At 62.3% G+C, this 18,661-nt stretch carries 13 protein-coding genes; 12 read left to right on the top strand and 1 reads right to left on the bottom strand.

What is annotated here, in order from left to right; all coding sequences use genetic code 11:
* The first annotated feature begins 183 nt into the window (after window positions 1–183).
* From BMZ70_RS19595 to BMZ70_RS19575, 5 genes are all read left to right on the top strand, one after another.
* Complete coding sequence (locus tag BMZ70_RS19595; protein ID WP_092278530.1) at window positions 184–2,496, top strand: ATP-binding protein; 2,313 nt, start codon at window positions 184–186, stop codon at window positions 2,494–2,496.
* A gap of 287 nt (window positions 2,497–2,783) precedes the next feature.
* A complete protein-coding gene (locus tag BMZ70_RS19590; protein ID WP_130301105.1) occupies window positions 2,784–3,137 on the top strand; it encodes a PEP-CTERM sorting domain-containing protein in 354 nt (117 codons plus the stop codon).
* 244 nt (window positions 3,138–3,381) lie between these two features.
* Window positions 3,382–3,585 (top strand): hypothetical protein, encoded by a 204-nt coding sequence (locus tag BMZ70_RS19585; protein WP_092278526.1) that lies wholly within the window; start codon window positions 3,382–3,384, stop codon window positions 3,583–3,585.
* A gap of 73 nt (window positions 3,586–3,658) precedes the next feature.
* The gene (locus BMZ70_RS19580) at window positions 3,659–4,906 is read left to right on the top strand and encodes an MFS transporter (protein WP_092278524.1); all 1,248 of its coding nucleotides are present in this window, start codon (window positions 3,659–3,661) and stop codon (window positions 4,904–4,906) included.
* On the top strand, window positions 4,903–6,528 hold the full coding sequence (locus BMZ70_RS19575; protein WP_092278522.1) for a glycoside hydrolase family 43 protein: 1,626 nt from the start codon (window positions 4,903–4,905) through the stop codon (window positions 6,526–6,528). The genes BMZ70_RS19580 and BMZ70_RS19575 overlap by 4 nt, the downstream gene beginning before the upstream one ends.
* Here the strand turns inward: BMZ70_RS19575 and BMZ70_RS19570 are convergent.
* Window positions 6,525–6,965 carry a hypothetical protein gene (locus BMZ70_RS19570; RefSeq protein WP_092278520.1) on the bottom strand — a complete coding sequence of 147 codons (441 nt, stop codon included), beginning with the start codon at window positions 6,963–6,965 and terminating at the stop codon, window positions 6,525–6,527. The genes BMZ70_RS19575 and BMZ70_RS19570 overlap by 4 nt on opposite strands.
* Window positions 6,966–7,098: 133 nt before the next feature.
* On the opposite strand from BMZ70_RS19570, the gene BMZ70_RS28925 reads away from it, so the two are divergent.
* From BMZ70_RS28925 to BMZ70_RS19540, 7 genes are all read left to right on the top strand, one after another.
* Window positions 7,099–8,511 (top strand): GDSL-type esterase/lipase family protein, encoded by a 1,413-nt coding sequence (locus BMZ70_RS28925; protein WP_229205508.1) that lies wholly within the window; start codon window positions 7,099–7,101, stop codon window positions 8,509–8,511.
* Window positions 8,511–10,391 carry a beta propeller repeat protein gene (locus tag BMZ70_RS28920; protein ID WP_229205507.1) on the top strand — a complete coding sequence of 627 codons (1,881 nt, stop codon included), beginning with the start codon at window positions 8,511–8,513 and terminating at the stop codon, window positions 10,389–10,391. The genes BMZ70_RS28925 and BMZ70_RS28920 overlap by 1 nt, the downstream gene beginning before the upstream one ends.
* Before the next feature lie 125 nt (window positions 10,392–10,516).
* Window positions 10,517–11,731 (top strand): XylR family transcriptional regulator, encoded by a 1,215-nt coding sequence (locus BMZ70_RS19560; RefSeq protein ID WP_092279529.1) that lies wholly within the window; start codon window positions 10,517–10,519, stop codon window positions 11,729–11,731.
* Window positions 11,732–11,815: 84 nt separating this feature from the next.
* Window positions 11,816–12,595 carry a D-xylose 1-dehydrogenase gene (locus BMZ70_RS19555; RefSeq protein ID WP_092278518.1) on the top strand — a complete coding sequence of 260 codons (780 nt, stop codon included), beginning with the start codon at window positions 11,816–11,818 and terminating at the stop codon, window positions 12,593–12,595.
* Between the two features lie 79 nt (window positions 12,596–12,674).
* Window positions 12,675–13,643 (top strand): D-xylose ABC transporter substrate-binding protein, encoded by a 969-nt coding sequence (gene xylF, locus BMZ70_RS19550; RefSeq protein ID WP_229205543.1) that lies wholly within the window; start codon window positions 12,675–12,677, stop codon window positions 13,641–13,643.
* 335 nt (window positions 13,644–13,978) lie between these two features.
* Complete coding sequence (locus BMZ70_RS19545) at window positions 13,979–16,987, top strand: TonB-dependent receptor (RefSeq protein WP_092278514.1); 3,009 nt, start codon at window positions 13,979–13,981, stop codon at window positions 16,985–16,987.
* Between the two features lie 18 nt (window positions 16,988–17,005).
* Complete coding sequence (locus BMZ70_RS19540; protein WP_092278512.1) at window positions 17,006–18,652, top strand: DUF5597 domain-containing protein; 1,647 nt, start codon at window positions 17,006–17,008, stop codon at window positions 18,650–18,652.
* The last annotated feature ends 9 nt before the right edge of the window (window positions 18,653–18,661 follow it).

Below are 18,661 nucleotides of genomic sequence, written 5' to 3'. Positions count from 1 at the left end.
AGGGACGGGCTGAGCCGATACCGCATTCAGCCGAGCGCGGTCTCTTAAAACCATGTCAATATATTAATCAAGATCAAACGTGCGCCATGCGTGTCCAAATGACAGAGCTGACCCTGAATCTGCTTGGGGAGTTAAGAAAGTAGTAGAATCTGGCGCTAATTCCAACTGATTAGTGAGCGCCCCTTGATCGACAGCTTTGCGGTACGCGCCTTGCGCGCCGCCTTGTACCGGCAACCGGACATGCTGGAGCACGGCGACCAGGACCTGCAGGGCTGGCGCAACCGGCTGCTGGACGGCTTGTGCGCCGTGGCCTTCTGGCTCGGCGCGCTGGTCGTGGCCCCCAGTATGTGGGGCGGCGCGCGCCAGGGCCACTGGCCGCTGGTGGTCACCGATGTGATCGCGCTGGCCGGCACCGGCTGGCTGCACTACCGGCGCGATCTCGCTTACCAGACCCGCGCCCTCGGCATCCTCGCCATCGCTTACCTGATCGCGGTGGTGCTGCTGTTCTCGCTCGGTCCGCTGTCGCAAATCTACCTGCTGGCGGTGCCGGTGCTGTGTACGGTGCTGATCGGCAGCAGGGCGGCCGTGCTGGCGCTGCTGTGCTGCAGCGCCACGCTGTTCCTGGCCGGCTATGTCGGCCATATCGAGCCAGGCATGGCGGTGGTGGTGGTCAGTCCGTTCGCACACTGGGCCATCCTGAGCGTGAATTTCCTGCTGGTGTCGACGGTGCTGACTTTGTCCTGCACCTATCTGCTGCACGGCCTCGACGGCGCCCTGGCGCGCCAGCGCGCCACCCATGCCCGCAGCCACGAGAACGAGCTGCGCTACCGCCAGACGCTGGAAGCGCAAATCGTCACGCTGCGTGCGCGCGAGGCGGACCTGCGGGCGTCGCAGGCGCGTCATGCCGAATCGCTGGCGGCGCAGCGTGCGGCGGAGGTGTCGAACCAGCTCAAGAGTGATTTCCTCGCCATGATCAGCCATGAGGTGCGCACGCCGCTGGGCGGCGTGATCGGTATGCTGCGCTCGGCGCTGAAGGAGGCGGGACTGGCGGACGGTACGCGCAACAAGCTGCGCCTCAGCCTCAGCAATGCCGAAGTGCTGCTGCAAATTATTAACGACATTCTCGATTTCTCGCGTCTGGAAGCTGGCAAGATGCCGCTGGAAGTCCTCGACTTCGACCTCGGCGGCCTGCTGCACGAGGTGACCGGCCTGCTGGCCGACCGCGCCGAGGCCAAGGGCATCGTGCTGGTGGTCGAAGTCGCGCCGGCGCTGCCGGTCTGGTGGCGCGGCGACCCGACCCGCTTGCGGCAAGTGGTGGTCAATCTGGTCGGCAACGGCATCAAGTTCACCGAGCGCGGCGAGGTGCGTGTGAGCGTGGCGGAAGATGAAGGGCAGGGTATCGTCCTCACCGTGCGCGACAGCGGGATCGGCATCGAGCCCGAGGTGCTCGGCCGCCTGTTCCAGAAATTCGAGCAAGCCGACCCCGCCACCGCCCGCAAATACGGCGGCGCCGGCCTCGGCCTGGCGATCTGCAAGAACATCGTCGCGGTGATGGGCGGCCGCATCGAGGCGAGCAGCGAACCCGGTGTGGGCAGCGTGTTCCGCGTCCATTTGCCGCTGCAGCGCGGCGTGCCGACGCCGGCGCTGCCGACTGAAATTCGCCGTCCGCACGTTGCGCGCCTGGCCGTGCTGTGCGCGGAAGACGGCACGACCAACCAGGTCATCCTGCGCGAACTGCTGGGCGACATGGGGCATGCGGTCACCATCGCCGAGGATGGGCAGGCGGCGCTGGAACAGTTGGCCGCGCGCGATTTCGATCTGGTCATCATGGATGGCCGCATGCCGCGCCTGGATGGCATGGCGGCGTTGCAGCGTCTGCGCGCCGGGCTCGATGGCGTGCGCGATGCGCAGCTGCCGGTGATTGCGCTGACGGCCAACGCCACCGCAGAAGATCGTCAGCGCTTCCTTGCCGCCGGCGCCAGCAGCTTCCTGCCCAAGCCGATTAACGAAGCCGACCTGCATGCCGAGATCGCGCGCCAGCTGGACGCCTTGCTGGCGCAGGGCAAGCCGCTGGTTGGCGAGCAGCATGCCATTGCGGCGGGCGCGCCGCCGCTGGCCGAGCTTGACGCAATGTTCGAGGTGGCGACACTGCGGTCGTCACCGGGCCAGCGTCAGCCGGACGATGGCGGCAAGCTGTACCATGCGATGCGCGCCGCCTTCCTGCTTGAGGGGCCGCGCTTGCTGGCGGTGGCGCATCAGGGGCTGGAGGATGGCGACGCCATGATGGTGGCGCTGGCCGCGCACAGCCTGATGGGCGGAGCGGCCTTCCTCGGCGCCGGCGGCTTGCATGCCCGCTGCGCCCAGATCGAACGGCTGGCCGACGCCGGCGAACTTGAGGCCGTAAAACCACATTTGGCCGAGCTCCACACCGAGCTGGCGCTGGCCCTGGAGGAAATCAAACTGCCGCCACGCCAGCCTACGGCGATGCCGACCTGAAGGATAACGCCGGCAATGCCGGCCCCTTCGGGCCATACAGCTGGGACTACAGTTACACGCGCAGTTTTGACGGCGCCAAGCTGGTCAAGGATATTCAAATCGATTTTTCGTTTGATGCCGGCTTGGGCTATACCGACGCGCAAAAAGCCGATTTTAAAAAGGCCGCCGAAGCCGCAGCAGAAGGCGTGTGGAATAATAAATACGCCATTAAAGATACGGCGACCGGGAAGTTAATTCCGATAATCGTCGATATAACCCTGGATGGGCCATTTAATCAGAAAGTGCAGGTGCACGAAGGCACCGGGCGCGCCGACATGACCAACTGGTACACCGGCGACAGCGCCAGCGTCAAAGCGCATGAAGTCGGCCACATGATGGGCTTGTTCGACGAGTACATCGGCGGCGCGGTGGACAAGTATCCGGGACCGACGCTGTCCGATGATGGCTTGATGGGCTTGGGCGCGCTCAGCGATAAACCGGTCATGTACTCGCGCTACTACCAGCAGTATTATGACTACATCAAGAAGCTCAATCCCGACGGCAGTTTCATCCTGCTGACGGTGCCGGAGCCTTCGCAAGTGATGTTGCTGGTGGCCGGTTTGATGCTGGTGGGAGTGTATGCACAAAAACGAAAAACGTGACCTTGCCGTGCTGCTGATGCTGGCGCTGGCGCTGGCGGCCCCTGCGTGGCGCCGCACCGGACGCCGTCGCCAGCCACAAGGAGGGAAGGGCCAAGGTGGACCAGGTCGCCGCAATCACGCTGCGCGATGTGCACCCGCTGCATGGCGGGCAGATCGTCTATTTGTCGGCCGACGGCAGCGGCTACTGTCAGCTGGTCACCCATCCGTCCGGCTAGCGGCCATTCCGTCGAGCACGCAGCCGGGCGTGCCGGATGCCGCACGGCCGCGCATCTCGGTGCGGCTGTCGTCCGGCCAGTCCATCAACGTCAGCCGCTGGCTGCATGACCAGCAGGCGGACTTCGATGTGATTTACAAGAGCTTGCTGTCGCTGGTGCAAAACGCGGCCGCCAGCGAGCCGCCGCTGGCGGAAGGCAAGTTCGATCCCAACTGGACGCCAGCTGGATTTTAGGTAAGGTTGCGCAATCATTTTTTGCGAATAATGTGCTATCGTGGCACTCCCGCAATAAGATGATAGCGCAAACATGTCTGGTTCCAAGATCCGGGGGCTCCGCTGGTGGATGATCGGCTTGATCATGCTGGGGGCGGTCATCAACTACCTCACGCGCAGCACGCTGTCCGTGGCCGCGCCCACGCTGCTCACTGAGCTGAACATCTCCACCAAGGAATATTCATACATCACCGCCGCCTTCCAGGGCGCGATCATGCTGCAGCCGTTGTGCGGCTACGTGCTGGATGTGATCGGCCTGAAGTTCGGTTTCGCCATGTTTGCGTCGGCGTGGTCGCTGATCTGCATGGCGCACGGCCTGGCGACCAGCTGGCCGATGCTGGCCTTCCTGCGCGGTCTGCTGGGGCTGGCCGAAGGCTCGGCCAATCCGGCCGGCATGAAGGCGGTGTCGATCTGGTTCCCAGCGCGCGAGCGCGGGCTGGCGGGCGGCATCTTCAATATCGGCGCCTCGTTCGGTTCGATGCTGGCGCCGCCGCTGGTGGTGTGGGCCATCCTGCATTACAACTGGCAGTCGGCGTTTGTGATTACCGGCGCGCTGGGGCTGGTGTGGGTGGCGCTGTGGCTGTGGCTGTACGATGCGCCGGCGCGCCACAAGCGCTTGTCGGTCGAGGAGGCGCAGCATATCGCCGCCGGGCAGGAGCAGCATCTGGAAGGCGAGGGCCGGCCTTCCATCGTCAGCATTCTCAAGATGCGCAATTTCTGGGGCATCGCCTTGCCGCGCTTCCTCGCTGATCCGGCGTGGGGCACGCTGTCGTTCTGGGTGCCTTTGTACCTGACCACGGTGCGCCATTTCGACCTGGCGCAGATTGCGATGTTTGCGTGGCTGCCGTTCCTCGCGGCCGACCTCGGCTGCATGTTCGGGCCGATGGTGGTGCTGTTCCTGCAGAAGCGCGGCGTGCGCCTGATCAATGCGCGGCGCGGCGCGTTCACGCTGGGCGCCTGCATGATGATGGGCGTGGCGTTCGTCGGCTTTGTCGACAGCCCGTATGTGGCGATCGCCTTGCTCAGCCTGGCCGGCTTTGCGCACCAGACCTTGTCCGTCACCGTCATCACCATGTCGTCCGACCTGTTCCGCCGCAACGAGGTGGCGACGGTGGCCGGCATGTGCGGCACGTTCGGTAACTTCGGCCTGCTGCTGTTCTCGCTGCTGATCGGCGGGCTGATGATGCATGTGGGCTATACGCCGTTCTTCGTCAGCCTGGCCGTGCTGGACCTGGTGGCGGCGGCCTTGCTTTGGATTTTGGTACGAGAGAAAACAGCATGATTCAAAACCCTATCCTGACCGGCTTCAATCCCGATCCTTCCATCGTGCGGGTGGGCGACGATTACTACATCGCCACTTCGACCTTTGAGTGGTATCCCGGCGTGCAGATCCACCATTCGCGCGATCTGGTCAACTGGCGGCTGGCGACGCGGCCGCTGACGCGCGCCAGCCAGCTCAATATGCTCGGTGCGCCGGATTCCTGCGGCGTGTGGGCGCCGTGCCTGACCTATGCGGACGGTTTATTCTGGCTGATCTACACCGACGTCAAGCGCTATGGCCGCACCTCGTCCGGCGGCGCGACCGGCGGCGCTTCGCTGCGCGACTTCCACAACTATCTGGTGACCAGCCCGACCATCGACGGGCCGTGGTCCGATCCGGTGTATCTGAACAGCAGCGGCTTCGATCCGTCGCTGTTCCATGACGACGATGGCCGCAAGTATGTGCTGAATCAGCTGTGGGATCATCGTCCCGGCAGCACGCGCTTTGCCGGCATCGTGTTGCAGGAGTATGCCGATGGCAAGTTGATCGGCAAGCGCGAGAATATCTTCAAGGGCACGCCGCATGGCCTGACCGAAGCGCCGCATCTGTACAAGCGCAACGGCTACTACTACCTGCTCACCGCCGAGGGCGGCACTGGCTGGAACCACGGTGTGACGATGGCGCGTTCGCGCAATCTGCATGGGCCGTATGAGCTGCATCCGGAGCAGACCATTCTCAGCTCGCGCCATCGTCCGGATCTGGCGTTGCAGCGGGCAGGGCACGCGGATCTGGTCGGGACGCCGGATGGGCAGACCTATGCAGTGTACCTGTGCGGCCGTCCGCTGCGCAATCGCGGCACTTGTACGTTAGGGCGCGAGACGGCAATCCAGCCAATGGTGTGGGGCGAAGACGGCTGGCTGCGCACGCTCGATGGCGCCGGCACGCCGGAGTTGCAGGCCGCCGCGCCGGGCCTGCCTGAGCATCGCTTCGAGGCCGCGCCGGTGCGCGAGGACTTCGATACGCCGCAGTTGCCGATTGATTTCCAATGGCTGCGCACGCCGTGGCCGGAAGAGTTGTTCAGCCTGACCGCACGTCCAGGCCATCTGCGCTTGTTCGGGCGCGAGACGATGGGCAGCCAGTTCCGCCAGGCGCTGGTGGCGCGACGCCAGCAGGCGCATTGCTACAGCGCGTCCACCGTGATCGAGTTCGAGCCGGAGCACTACCAGCAGCAAGCCGGGCTGGTGTGCTATTACGGCGGCGCCAAGTTCCACTACCTGTACATCACGCACGATGACGACATCGGCAAGCACCTGCGGGTGATGACCAGCTTGCCGAACCACGTGCAGGCCGATGCCTTCACCGCGCCGATTGCGCTGCCGTCCGGCGTACCGGTGCAGCTGCGGGTGGAGGTGGACGAAGAGCGTCTCTACTTCGGCTACCGCGTGGACGGTGGCGAATGGCAATGGCTGCCGCAGCAGTTCGACGCCAGCATCCTGTCGGACGAAGCGAATGCGCCGGGCATGCCCAACTTCACCGGCGCGTTTGTGGGCATGGCGTGCCAGGACATGGCCGGCACCGCGCTGCACGCGGACTTCGACTACTTCGAATACCGCGAGCGGCCGTACAGCATTAATCCACGCTAAGGTGTTTTCTTGTTCTGCTCCTCGTCCATTCTTTTTTTGAGGGCAATGAGCTCCTCTGCGGCCCGGACGACCTCGGTCCGGGCGGCGGCTTCCTCCTTGCCCATTTCGAAGGTGGCGCGCATGTTGGCGTAGAGGGAGGCATTGACTGCTGAGATGCCGAGAACGGCTGCCAGCACACTGGTGATGGCGGTTACTACTATGGTGGTGCGCAGGCTGCGCATCTCCTCACGGACCTCTGCACGGAATTCGATGATCATCGCTTCCATCCGGTCCATGCGGGCTTCCGAGGCGCGGTGGCGTTCGTCAGCGATCCGTTGGCGTTCGTCCATTAATTTGGTGAAATTGTCGAACGTCGTTTCGACGGACGAAATCCGGCCATCCATCCGGGCTTCGAGGATGGCGACCTGGGCTTCGTTGCTGTTGGTTGGCGGCGTCATGAATGGTTAGACCGGGCTGGTGGGGGGAAGTTCCACTTGCTGTGAATATTGTTGTGCTGGTTGGTGAATTTCGTAATTGCAGTGTGCTTAGCGTGCCAGCACAATGGTGCGCATAAAAATTCGGAGACGTCCTATGAATATCCGCCTTGCGGCCTTGCTGGCTGTTGTGTCCTCATCCGCGATTGCCGCGCCCAATGAATTGGCTGTGTATGCCGGCCAGCCGCTCGACGGCGGCCGCATCAGCATTTCCGATGCCGATTCCGTCAAGACGATGGAGGGCGATAGCGTCGCTATTCCAAAGGCGCCTGACGGCGTGGTCGAGGTGAGCAAATCGGCCAAGGCGCTCACGCTGAATTTCGACAAGGCCTGGTACGCCAGCCTGCGCGTGCAGGGCGGCAAGCCGGTGGATCTGCGGCCGTATCTGGCCAAGGGCGTGCTGGCGCTGGATCTCAAGGTGGACGAGCTGGCCGGCGGCGGCCTGTCGTTCCGCGTCGGCTGCGGCGACAAGTGCGAACGCAGCGTGCCGTATGTGATTCCCGCGCGCGCCGCACAGGGCAAAGGCTGGCAGCATCTGGTGATGTCGGCCAGCTGCTTCTATCGCGACGGCGACGACTTCAGCAAGGTCACCCAGCCGTTTGAATTGAACGGCACCGGCAAGGGCAAGGTCGCCATCGCCAACGTGAAGTACCTGATGAACGGCAAGCCGAATGTCAGCTGCCCGGACTACAAGACCGTCTCCGTCACGCCGGACAAACTGAACGAGTCGTGGTCGATCAGCTGGTGGACTGCGCGTCACGAGCAGAAGCTGGCCGAAGGCAAGCAACTGGGCAAGAGCGCGCAAGTAGTGTTCATCGGCGACTCGATCACCGAGGGCTGGGAAAAGAGCGGCGCACCAGTCTGGCAGCGCTACTACAAACCGCTGAACGGCTTTGCCATCGGCTTCGGCGGCGACCGTACCGAGAACGTGCTGTGGCGCTTGCAGCACGGTGAAGTGGACGGCCTCGCGCCGAAAGTCGCGGTGCTGATGTTCGGCACCAATAACACCGGCCATCGCCAGGAAGATCCGAAGACGACGGCCGCCGGCATCAAGCGCAATATCGAGGAACTGCAAAAGCGCCTGCCGGACACCAAGATCCTGCTGCTGGCCATCTTCCCGCGCGGCGAGAAGCCGGACGACAATCTGCGCCAGATCAACGAGAAGATCAACGCCATCATCGCCGGCTTTGCCGATAACCAGAAGGTGTTCTTCGCCAACCTGAATCAGGCTTTCCTGCAGCCGGACGGCACGCTGTCGCGCGACATCATGCCGGACCTGTTGCACCCGAACGAGAAGGGCTACGAGATCTGGGCCAAGGCGATGGCGCCGGAACTGGCCAAGCTGCTGCCTGCATCCACGCAGTACGCATGGGACAACGTTCCGATCGGCGGCAGCGGCTTCGTCTCCGGCCTGATCACCAGCAAGACCGAGAAAGACCTGATCTACGCCCGCACCGACGTTGGCGGCGCTTATCGCTGGGACGTAAAAAAAAACGCTGGATTCCGCTGATGGACTGGGTGTCCGATAAGGACACCGGCCTGCTCGGCATCGAATCGCTGGCGATCGATCCATCCTCGCCCAACAAGCTGTATCTCTCCGCTGGCATCGCCTATCTCAATGGCGGCGCCAGCGCCATCCTCAAGTCCGATGATTACGGCCAGACTTTCAAGCGCATCGACGTCACCAGCCAGTTCAAGGTCCACGGCAATGGCATGGGGCGCGGCAACGGCGAAAAGCTGCAAGTCGATCCGCGCGACGGCAAGATCCTCTACATCGGCACCCGCGCCAACGGCCTGTTCAAGAGCACCGATGAGGGCCTGACCTGGCATCGCCTCGACAGCCTCGACGTCACCACCACCAACAACAAGAACGGCATCAGCTTCGTGCTGCTCGATGGCGGCAGGATCTTCGTTGGCGTCTCCCGCTATGGCGACAATATGTACGTCTCGTCCGATGGCGGCAAGAGCTTCAGCCTGATGAAAGGCGGGCCGTCCAAACTGATGCCTGGCCGTGCCGTGGTCGCCAACGGCAAGCTGGTGGTGACCTTTGCGCAGGGCGCTGGGCCGCATGCCGACAAGGCCAAAGGCGAAGGCATGGAAGAGGGCGGCGTCTGGCAGTACGACATCGCCAGCGGCCGCTGGGCCGATATCTCGCCGCCGCTGAACCGCGCCTATGCCGGCATCACGGTCGATCCCGGCAACCCGCAGCGCATGATCGTCTCCACTATCTCGCACTACCAGATGCGCGGCGGCATTGGCGACCAGTTCTATGAAACGCTGGATGGCGGCAAAAGCTGGAGCAGCATCGTCGCCAACGGCGTGCAGATCGACAGCAATGGCGTGAGCTGGATCGCGGGCAGCTTCATCCACTGGACCGCCAGCATCGAGTTCGATCCCTTCGATACCAGGCGCCTGATGGTCGTCTCCGGCAACGGCGTGTTCGTCTCGACCGATATCCACGCCGCCAAGCCGGTGTGGAAGTTTGAGGACATGGGGCTGGAAGAATCGGTGCCGCTGAACCTGGTGAGCATTCCCGGCGGCCCGGTGATTTCCGCCATTGGCGATTACGACGGCTTCCGCCACACCGACCTCACACAGTACTCGCCGATCCACACGCCGACGATGGGCACCACCTGGGGGCTGGATTTTGCCGCGCTGAATCCGAACGTGGTGGCGCGCGCCGGCAGCGCGATGTACCTCTCGCATGACATGGGCATCAGCTGGAAGAAGACCGCCAGCATGAACGGCATCAAGGGCCAACTGGCGCTGAGCGCCGATGGCAAGGTGATCGTGCACTGCCCTGAAAAACTCACTACTTGCTACCGCAGCGTCGACGAGGGCGGCACGTGGAGCGAGGTGCAAGGCCTGCACACCGAGCGTGGCCGCGCCGTGGCCGATCCCGTCAACCCGCGCAAATTCTACGCGCTGGCCGATGACCGCCTGCTGGTCAGCACCGACAGCGGCGCCAGCTTCGCGCCGACCGCCGCCGTGCTGGCTTCGGCCAAGGGTTCCAAGGCCGTGCGTGCCGTGCCGGGCCGTGAAGGCGACGTATGGGTAGCGCTGTACGACGGCGGCTTGGTACGCAGCGCCGATTCAGGTGAGAGCTTCAGTGCGCTGAATAATGTGCGCTACGCGGCAGCGGTCGGTTTCGGCAAGGCTGCGCCGGGTGCGGACTACCCAACCGTCTATATCTGGGGCGAGGTCGGCGGCGTGCGCGGCGTGTTCCGTTCCACCGATCGCGGCGCCTCGTGGCTGCGCATCAACGACGACCAGCACCAGTACGGCGGCCCCGGCGACGCCCAGTTCGTGGTGGGCGACATGAACACTTTTGGCGTGGTTTACATGAGCACGGCCGGGCGCGGCATCGTGTTCGGTAAGCCAAAAACGTAATTTCTTTAAAGAATTTAGTTAATTTCGTTATGGATCAAGCGAAATATTTCATATCTGCGGTATCCGGGTGGCCTGTACCATTTAATAGGCCACATACGTCTCGGATCGGGGTAGTCGAAATGCAGATGAAGTCACACCGGATTGCGCTGCTGTTTAATGCAAATAAGATATTTGACCGCGAGGTAATCGCAGGCGTTGCCGCGTACCTCAGCTCCACGCGCGCGACCTGGGATTTGTTTCTGGAAGAAGACTTCCGCCTACGCCTGCCCGGCATCGAGCGCTGGCAGGGGGACGGCATCATCGCCGACTTTGACGATCCGGCCGTGGCCGCAGCCCTGACCCGCAGCCGCATTCCGGTGGTGGCGGTGGGCGGCTCGTACGAAAGCCAGACCGCCTATCCCGAAGACGTGCCTTACGTCGCCACCGACAATTTCAAACTGATCAAGATGGCGCGCGATCACCTGATCGAGGCCGGCCTGCGCCACTTCGCCATGTTCTCGCTGCCGGAAGCGCAGGAAAACCGCTGGGCACAGGAGCGCGAGCACGCCTTCCGCACGCTGATGGAGCAGGACAAGATGGAGCCGCATATCTATCGCGGCCTGGGCACCAGCGCGCCGTCGTGGGACGAGGCGGTGGAGCAGCAGATCAAGTGGCTGCACAGCCTGCCGAAGCCAGTCGGCATCATCGCCGTCACCGACGCCCGCGCGCGCCAGCTGATGCAGGCTTGTATCATGGCCGGCATCGCGGTGCCGGAGCAGGTGGCGCTGATCGGCATCGACAACGATCCGCTGGCGCGCATGCTGACCCGCATTCCACTGAGCTCCGTGATCCAGGGCGCGCAGGAGATGGGCCGCACCGCCGCCCACTTGCTGGACCAGATGCTGCACGGCGTGCGCATGAGCGGCACGCGGGTGCTGGTGCCGCCGGTCGGCATCAACGTGCTGGCCTCGACCCAGCATGAAGCGCCCAAGCATCCGCACGTGATGCGCGCGCGCCACTTCATTCGCCAGTACGCATGCCAGGGCATCAAGACGCACCAGGTGGCGGAGTATGTGGGCATTTCGCGTTCGTCGCTGGAGTCCTATTTCCGGCAAGAGCTCAATTGCAGCGTGCATGATGTGATCCTGCGCTTCAAGCTCGATGCGGCCACGTCGATGCTGGCGCGCGGTGAGCGCAGCATCGCCGAGGTGGCGCTGTGTTGCGGCTTCACCTCGGTGCAATATATGCACGCGGTGTTCAAGCGCGAGCTCGGTTGTACGCCGCGCACCTACCAGGACCGCGCCATGATGGGCATCGTCGATGACGGCTCGGCGCTGCCGCCACCGGAGCTGGCGGCGTAAATTATGACTGCGGTTGGTGATTTTCGTAATTGCGGCTAAATATTTCTAGGATCAGAATTCTCCCCATTATCTGGAGAATCGACCTTGAACAAACCATACAACAGCCCGCGCGAGCAGGCCATCTATCCCAGCCTGGCGGGTAAGCGCGTCGTTATCACCGGTGGCGGCAGCGGCATCGGCGCCGGCATCGTGGAAGCCTTTGCGCGGCAAGGCGCGCTGGTCACCTTCCTCGACATCGCGGAAAAAGATTCGTACGCGTTGCAGGACAGCCTGTCCTCGCTGGCGACGCCGCCCAAGTTCGTGCATTGCGACCTGACCGATCTCGATAAAGTCGCCAGCGTGTTCAAGGAAATCGGCACGGTCGATATCCTGGTCAACAACGCCGCCAACGACGACCGTCACAGCATCAAGGAAGTGACGCCGGCGTACTGGGAGAACCGCATGGCGGTCAACCTGCGCCATATCTACTTCTGCTCGCAGGCCGTGGTGGCGGGCATGCAGGCGCAGGGCGGCGGCGTGATCCTGAATTTCAGCTCCATCTCGTGGCATCTGGCCTTGCCGGACCTGACGCTGTACATGGGCGCCAAGGCCGCCATCGAAGGTATGACGCGCGGCATGGCGCGTGACCTCGGCGGCGACAACATCCGCGTCAACGCCATCATCCCTGGCGGTGTACGCACGCCGCGCCAGGAAGCGCTGTGGCATACGCCGGAAGAGGAAGCGCGCATCCTTTCCGGCCAATGCCTGCCGCAGCGGGTGGAGATCGCCGACGTGGCGGCGCTGACGCTGTTCCTGGCTTCCGATAGTGCGGCGCGTTGCTCCGGCCGCGAGTATTATGTGGACGCGGGCTGGTACGGGGCTTGATGTACCATAGCTTGCATCACACATAAAACCGGAGATTGTAACGATGAAGAAGTTCCTGAGCACGGCGGCCATCGCCGTCATGATGGCCTGCGCCGGCGGTAACGCGATGGCGGACGCGAAGAATCCCAAGATCGGTTTTTCCATCGACGACCTGCGCCTCGAGCGCTGGGCGCGTGATCGCGACTACTTCATCGCCGCCGCCGAGCAGCAGGGCGCCAAGGTGTACGTGCAATCGGCCGATGCCAGCGAGCAGCGCCAGATCGCGCAAATCGAAAACCTGATTTCGCGCGGCGTCGACGTGCTGGTCATCGTGCCGTACAACGCCACCGTGCTGACCAATGCCGTGCGCGAAGCGAAGAAGGCCAAGATCAAAGTCATCTCCTACGACCGCCTGATCATGAACGCCGATATCGACGCCTACATCTCGTTCGATAACAATATGGTCGGCCAGCTGCAGGCGCAAGGCGTGCTGGCGGCCAAGCCGAAGGGCAACTTCTACCTGCTGGGCGGCGCGCCGACCGACAGCAACGCCAAGATGCTGCGCGAAGGCCAGTTGAAAGTGCTGCAGCCCTTGATCGACAAGGGCGACGTCAAGGTGGTGGGCAAGCAGTGGGTCAAGGACTGGAGCCCGTCCGAAGCCATGTCCATCGTTGAAAATGCGCTGACCGCCAACGGCAACAAGATCGACGCCGTGGTGGCCTCCAACGACGCCACCGCCGGCGGCGCGATCCAGGCGCTGGCTTCGCAAAAATTGGATGGCAAGGTGGCCGTGTCGGGCCAGGACTCGGACCTCGCCGCCGTCAAGCGCGTGATCGCAGGTACCCAGACGCTGACCGTCTACAAGCCTTTGAAGCTGATCGCATCGGAAGCGGCCAAGCTGTCGGTGCAGCTGGTGCGTAACGAGAAGCCGGGCTTCAACGCCAAGTACAACAACGGCTTCAAGGAAGTGGATTCGGTGTTCCTGAAACCGATCGCGCTGACCAAGGCCAATGTCGATGTGGTGGTGAAGGACGGCTTCTACACGCAGGCGCAACTCGGCATCAAATAAGACTTAGTTAGCTAATTGACAGGGCTCGCACTCGCGGGCCCTTTGCATTTGTATGATCCACGCGACGATTGCTTATTATCATTCTCGCGCTTGGTGAATTTCGCAATTGCCGCTTCATCGTCTCGCTTGCACAATGATTCAAAATCGCGCGCACTGCCGATTAAAAAACAATACGACGAGCGAGACGATCATCCATAAAGACCATATGCGGTGCTATCTGGCGCCGGCGGGGTAACTCGCGCCTCGTATTCCTGCTTCCCCCACAGACGACGTTTATATATAAAAAACATGGCCAATGAGCCGTGAAAAATCAGTACAACATTTGGAGAACGTAGATGAAACATCTTAAGAAAACAGCCATCGCAATGGGCCTCGCCCAGATGACGATGATGCTGAGCGGCGCAGCCGCGGCCCAGACGACTGCAGCCCCTAAATCCGACACCGCAGCCGCCGAACCGGTCGCGGTGATTGTGACCGGCCAGCGCGCAGCGCTGCAGTCGGCGCAAAAAATCAAACAGAACTCCGATGAAATCGTCGACTCCATCGTCGCCGAGGACATGGGCAAACTGCCGGACCGCTCGGTGACCGAAGTGCTGCAGCGCGTGGTCGGTGTGACCATCGACCGCACGATGGCCAAGGGCGACCCGGAACACTTCTCGGTCGAGGGTTCGAGCGTATCGATCCGTGGCTTGAGCTATGTGCGCTCCGAGTTGAACGGCCGCGATTCATTCTCGGCCAACGGCGGCCGCTCGCTGAACTTTGAAGACGTGCCGCCGGAACTGGTAGCCGGCGTCGACATCTACAAGAACCCATCGGCCGAGCAGATCGAAGGCGCCGTCGGCGGCTTGGTGAACCTGCGCACCGCCATGCCTTTCGATTACAAGGGCTTCAAGGCGTCCATCTCGGCCGACCGCACCTGGTCGGAACTGAAAAAGGGCAAGACCTCGCCATCGGCTTCGGGCCTGGTGTCGAACCGCTGGAAAACGCCTGTCGGTGAAGTGGGCGCCTTGCTGGACTTGGCCTACTCGGAAAGCGGCACCCGCACCGACGCCTTCCAGGTCGAGCCTTACTATCCGCTCAAAGACGCCAAGGGCAACACCGTCTACGTGCCGAAAGGCGCGCAATGGCGTACGCTGGAATTCAACCGCAAACGCGAAGGCGCTTACGGCGCCCTGCAATGGAAGAAGGATGACTGGTCCAGCAGCCTGACCTACTTCAAATCGAAGTACCAGATGCAGTGGGACGAGCAGGCCATCTTCGCCCAGTCCAGCCCATACAACATCAAGGTCTCGCCTGATTCCACCTTCGGTTCCAATGGCCAGCTGCTGACCGGCACCCTGACCGATCCGACCGACGGCGGCATCAACTTCGGCGACGACACCCGCACCTCGTGGCGCAAGTCCGACACCACCGACCTGTCGTGGAACCTGCGCTGGCGCAAGGACAGCTGGACCGTCACCACTGACCTCCAGCACATCCGTGCCAACACCCGCAGCGTCGACTCCACCGTCGCCACCGGCGTGACCATGCCGAGCGAAACGCTGGACCTGCGCGGCAATGTGCCGAAGATCCTGTTCACGGATGCAGACCGCGCCTACCTGGCCGATCCGAAGAACTACTACTGGGCGTTCACGATGGAACACCTGGATCAGAGCAAGGCCAATGAAACCGCATGGAAGACCGACGTCAAGTACGACTTCGATCATCCGGTGCTGCGCGACGTGCGTTTCGGCGTGCGCCTGACCGACCGCGACGCGGTGACCCAGAACTCCAACCCGAACTACAACTGGTCGGCTATCAGCCAGCCGTGGCAGGTGGGCTGGAACATCAGCGGCCTGGCGTCGCTGGGCGATCCTCGCTTCAGCGGCAACACCAACGTCCATACCTTCAACAACTTCTTCAACGGCGGCGTCTCCGTGCCTGCCGTGGTGTTCCCGAATGTCTCGCTGGCGCAAGGCTTCCCTGGCAGCTACGCACAGCTGCACACCTACCACGACATCCTGTGCCGGGAAGTCAGCCCTACTAACTCGTGCGACCCGTGGAAGCCTGCCAGCTTCGGCGCCGACAACTATGCCGGCACCAACGATCAGGCGGAGAAGACCAAGGCGCTGTATAGCCAGTTGCGCTTCGGCTGGGATACCCTGAAATATCCGATCGACGGTAACGTGGGCCTGCGTTACGTGAAGACCGATTCGAACGCGCGCGGCTACACCGTGTTTACTTCGACCGCGCCTAATGGCGGCAGTCAGGTCGGCGTGCCGGTGCCGAACATCAAGCCGTTCGCCGAAGCCAAGGATTATGAGAACAACTATCATAACTTCCTGCCTAGCCTGAATCTGCGCCTGAAAGCCAGCGACACGCTGCAGTTCCGTCTTGCTATCGCCTCGGCGCTGTCGCGTCCTGACTTCACCCAGCTGCAAGGCTACACCGTGCTGTCGGAAACTGCGGACACCTCGACCAATCCGGCCACCGGCGTCACCACCGTCAACAGCGTAAGCCTGACCGGTAGCGGCGACGGCAACCCGATGCTGCGTCCGACCACCTCCAAGCAGATCGACCTGACCGCCGAGTGGTACTTCGCGCCGACCGGTTCGTTCACCGCTGCAGTGTTCAACAAGCGCCTGAAGGACATCGTCGTCAAGCAGACCTACATCAAGCAACTGGCGGACACCTCGGGCAAGCTGCATGACTTCACCGTCACTGGCCCGATCAACGGCGCGCGCGGTTATGCACGCGGCTTCGAACTGGCCTTCCAGCAGTACTTCGACAAGCTGCCGGGCGCCTTGTCCGGCCTGGGCGTGCAAGCCAACTTCACCTTCGTGGACAGCAAGCGCGAACTGTACTCCCCGGTCTACCAGAAGTACTGCACCGGCGGCGACAACGCGGCCAATGTGAACCTGAACATGAACGGCTGCGACACCAACGGCACCACCTTCGGCAACCTGCCGCTGGAAAACCTGTCGCGCCAGTCGTACAACCTCGCACTGCTGTACGACAAAGGCCCGATCTCTGCTCGCCTGGCGTACAACTGGCGTTCGAAATCGCTGCAAGGCGTGAACGTCAACGGCACCAAGGGTAGCGACGCAACCGACAGCAATCCGGCCAGCCCAACCTACGGCCAGACCAACGTCGCATGGGCGCTGCCGACCTGGTCGGATGCTTACGGTCAGCTGGATGCGTCGATGTTCTACAAGTTCACCGACAAGATCCAACTCGGCCTGGAAGCGCAGAATCTGACCGACTCGACTTACAAGCAGCTGATGCAGCAAAATATCGGTATGATGGGTCGCGCGTGGTTCAAGACTGGCCGTCGCGTGGTCGCAAAACTGAGCTATGACTTTTAATTGAAAGGTTCTACCTAGATGAAGCACACCGCCCGCCAGCTCGTAACCTCTTTCAGCATTTTGATGGCCGCAGCTGGCGCGGCGGCCGCCTCAGACATACCGCAGATCGTGAAGAAGGACGGCCGTTTCGCCTTGATGGTGGACGGCGCGCCCTTTGTCATCCTCGGCGGCCAGGCACAGAACTCCAGTAACTACCCGCTGGCCTTGAACAAGGTGTTCGCGGCGATCAAAGACATGAACGCCAACACGCTCGAAATCCCGGTAGCCTGGGAACAGATCGAGCGTGATGAAGGCAAATTCGATTTCAGCTACGTCGACACGCTGGTGGCTGAAGCCCGCAAGAACAAAGTCAAACTGGTGCTGCTGTGGTTCGGCACCTGGAAGAACACAGGCGCCAACTACGCGCCGGAATGGGTCAAGTTCAACAACGCGCGCTTCCCGCGCATGGTGTCCAAGGACGGCAAGATCACCTATTGCCTGTCGCCGCAAGGCGAAGAGACCCTGAAGGCCGACAAGAAGGCCTTCGTGGAGCTGATGAAGCACATCAAGAAGATCGACGAGGTGCAGCGCACCGTCATCATGATGCAGGTCGAGAATGAAGTCGGTACCTACGGCTTCGCGCGCGACTTCGCGCCGAAGGCGGAAGCGCAGTTCAATCAGCCAGTGCCGCAAGCGGTACTGGACTATAAAAAATCGCCGGTGCCACTGGCCAAGACTGGCACCTGGAAGCAGGTCTACGGCGACTACGCAGACGAATACTTCCACGCTTACTCCATCGCCAGCTACATCGAGGAAATCGCCAAGGCTGGCCGGGCGGTCTACAACCTGCCGATGTACGTGAATAACTCGCAGCGCGATTCGACCGAAGATCCGATCAAGCCGTGGCATGAGAACTTCGCCAGCGGCGGCCCGACCTACGACGTGATCGATATCTACCGCGCCGCCGCGCCGCATATCGATTTTGCCGGCCCGGATATCTACGGCCCGGATTCGAAGAAGTTCACCGCCTCGCTCAACCACTTCCAGCGCAAGGATAATCCGCTGATGGTGCCGGAGATGAGCAACGCACCGGAATACGTGCGCTACACCTATCAAGTGCTGGGACGCGGCGCCATCGGCTTCGCGCCGTTCGGCATCGACTACGCGGACTACAGCAATTTCCCGCTCGGCCACAAGGCCACCGACAAGACGATGGTGGAACCGTTCGGCAAAATCTACGCGGCCTTCCGCCCGATGGAACGCCAGTGGGCCAAGTGGGCGTTTGAAGGCCGCACCTACGGCATCGCGGAAGGCGACGACCGCCAGCCGCAAACTTTTGACATGAAGGGCTGGAAGGCCACCATCTCGTTCCGCGAGTGGCAGTTCGGCGAGCGCGAATACTTCAAACACGTCAAGGACGTGCCGGCGGGTACCGAGATTCCTAACGGCGGCGTCGCGATCGCGCAAATCGGTGATAATGAATTCGTCATCATCGGCCAGCGCGCGCGCGTGAAGATCGACCATGCCGAAGGCAAGCCGTCCATGTGGGCGCGCGTGGAGGAGGGCCATTACGACCCTTCCGGCAAATGGATCATGGAGCGTAACTGGAATGGCGACCAGACCGACTATGGCCTGAACCTGACCGGCAATCCGGTGGTGTTGAAGGTGAAGCTCGGTACTTACTAAAAAAACGGA

This window comes from Duganella sp. CF402 (genome assembly GCF_900109645.1).
GTDB lineage: Bacteria > Pseudomonadota > Gammaproteobacteria > Burkholderiales > Burkholderiaceae_D > Rugamonas.
This window is presented reverse-complemented; position numbering and strand designations above follow the sequence as displayed.

Excerpts from the sequence above, each read along its gene's own strand:
- BMZ70_RS19580 (WP_092278524.1), top strand. The coding sequence starts at position 3,659 with ATGTCTGGTTCCAAGATCCGGGGGCTCCGCTGGTGGATGATCGGCTTG.
- BMZ70_RS19575 (WP_092278522.1), top strand. The coding sequence starts at position 4,903 with ATGATTCAAAACCCTATCCTGACCGGCTTCAATCCCGATCCTTCCATC.
- BMZ70_RS19570 (WP_092278520.1), bottom strand. The coding sequence starts at position 6,965 with ATGACGCCGCCAACCAACAGCAACGAAGCCCAGGTCGCCATCCTCGAA.
- BMZ70_RS28925 (WP_229205508.1), top strand. The coding sequence starts at position 7,099 with ATGAATATCCGCCTTGCGGCCTTGCTGGCTGTTGTGTCCTCATCCGCG.
- BMZ70_RS28920 (WP_229205507.1), top strand. The coding sequence starts at position 8,511 with ATGGACTGGGTGTCCGATAAGGACACCGGCCTGCTCGGCATCGAATCG.
- BMZ70_RS19560 (WP_092279529.1), top strand. The coding sequence starts at position 10,517 with ATGAAGTCACACCGGATTGCGCTGCTGTTTAATGCAAATAAGATATTT.
- xylF (WP_229205543.1), top strand. The coding sequence starts at position 12,675 with ATGATGGCCTGCGCCGGCGGTAACGCGATGGCGGACGCGAAGAATCCC.
- BMZ70_RS19545 (WP_092278514.1), top strand. The coding sequence starts at position 13,979 with ATGAAACATCTTAAGAAAACAGCCATCGCAATGGGCCTCGCCCAGATG.
- BMZ70_RS19540 (WP_092278512.1), top strand. The coding sequence starts at position 17,006 with ATGAAGCACACCGCCCGCCAGCTCGTAACCTCTTTCAGCATTTTGATG.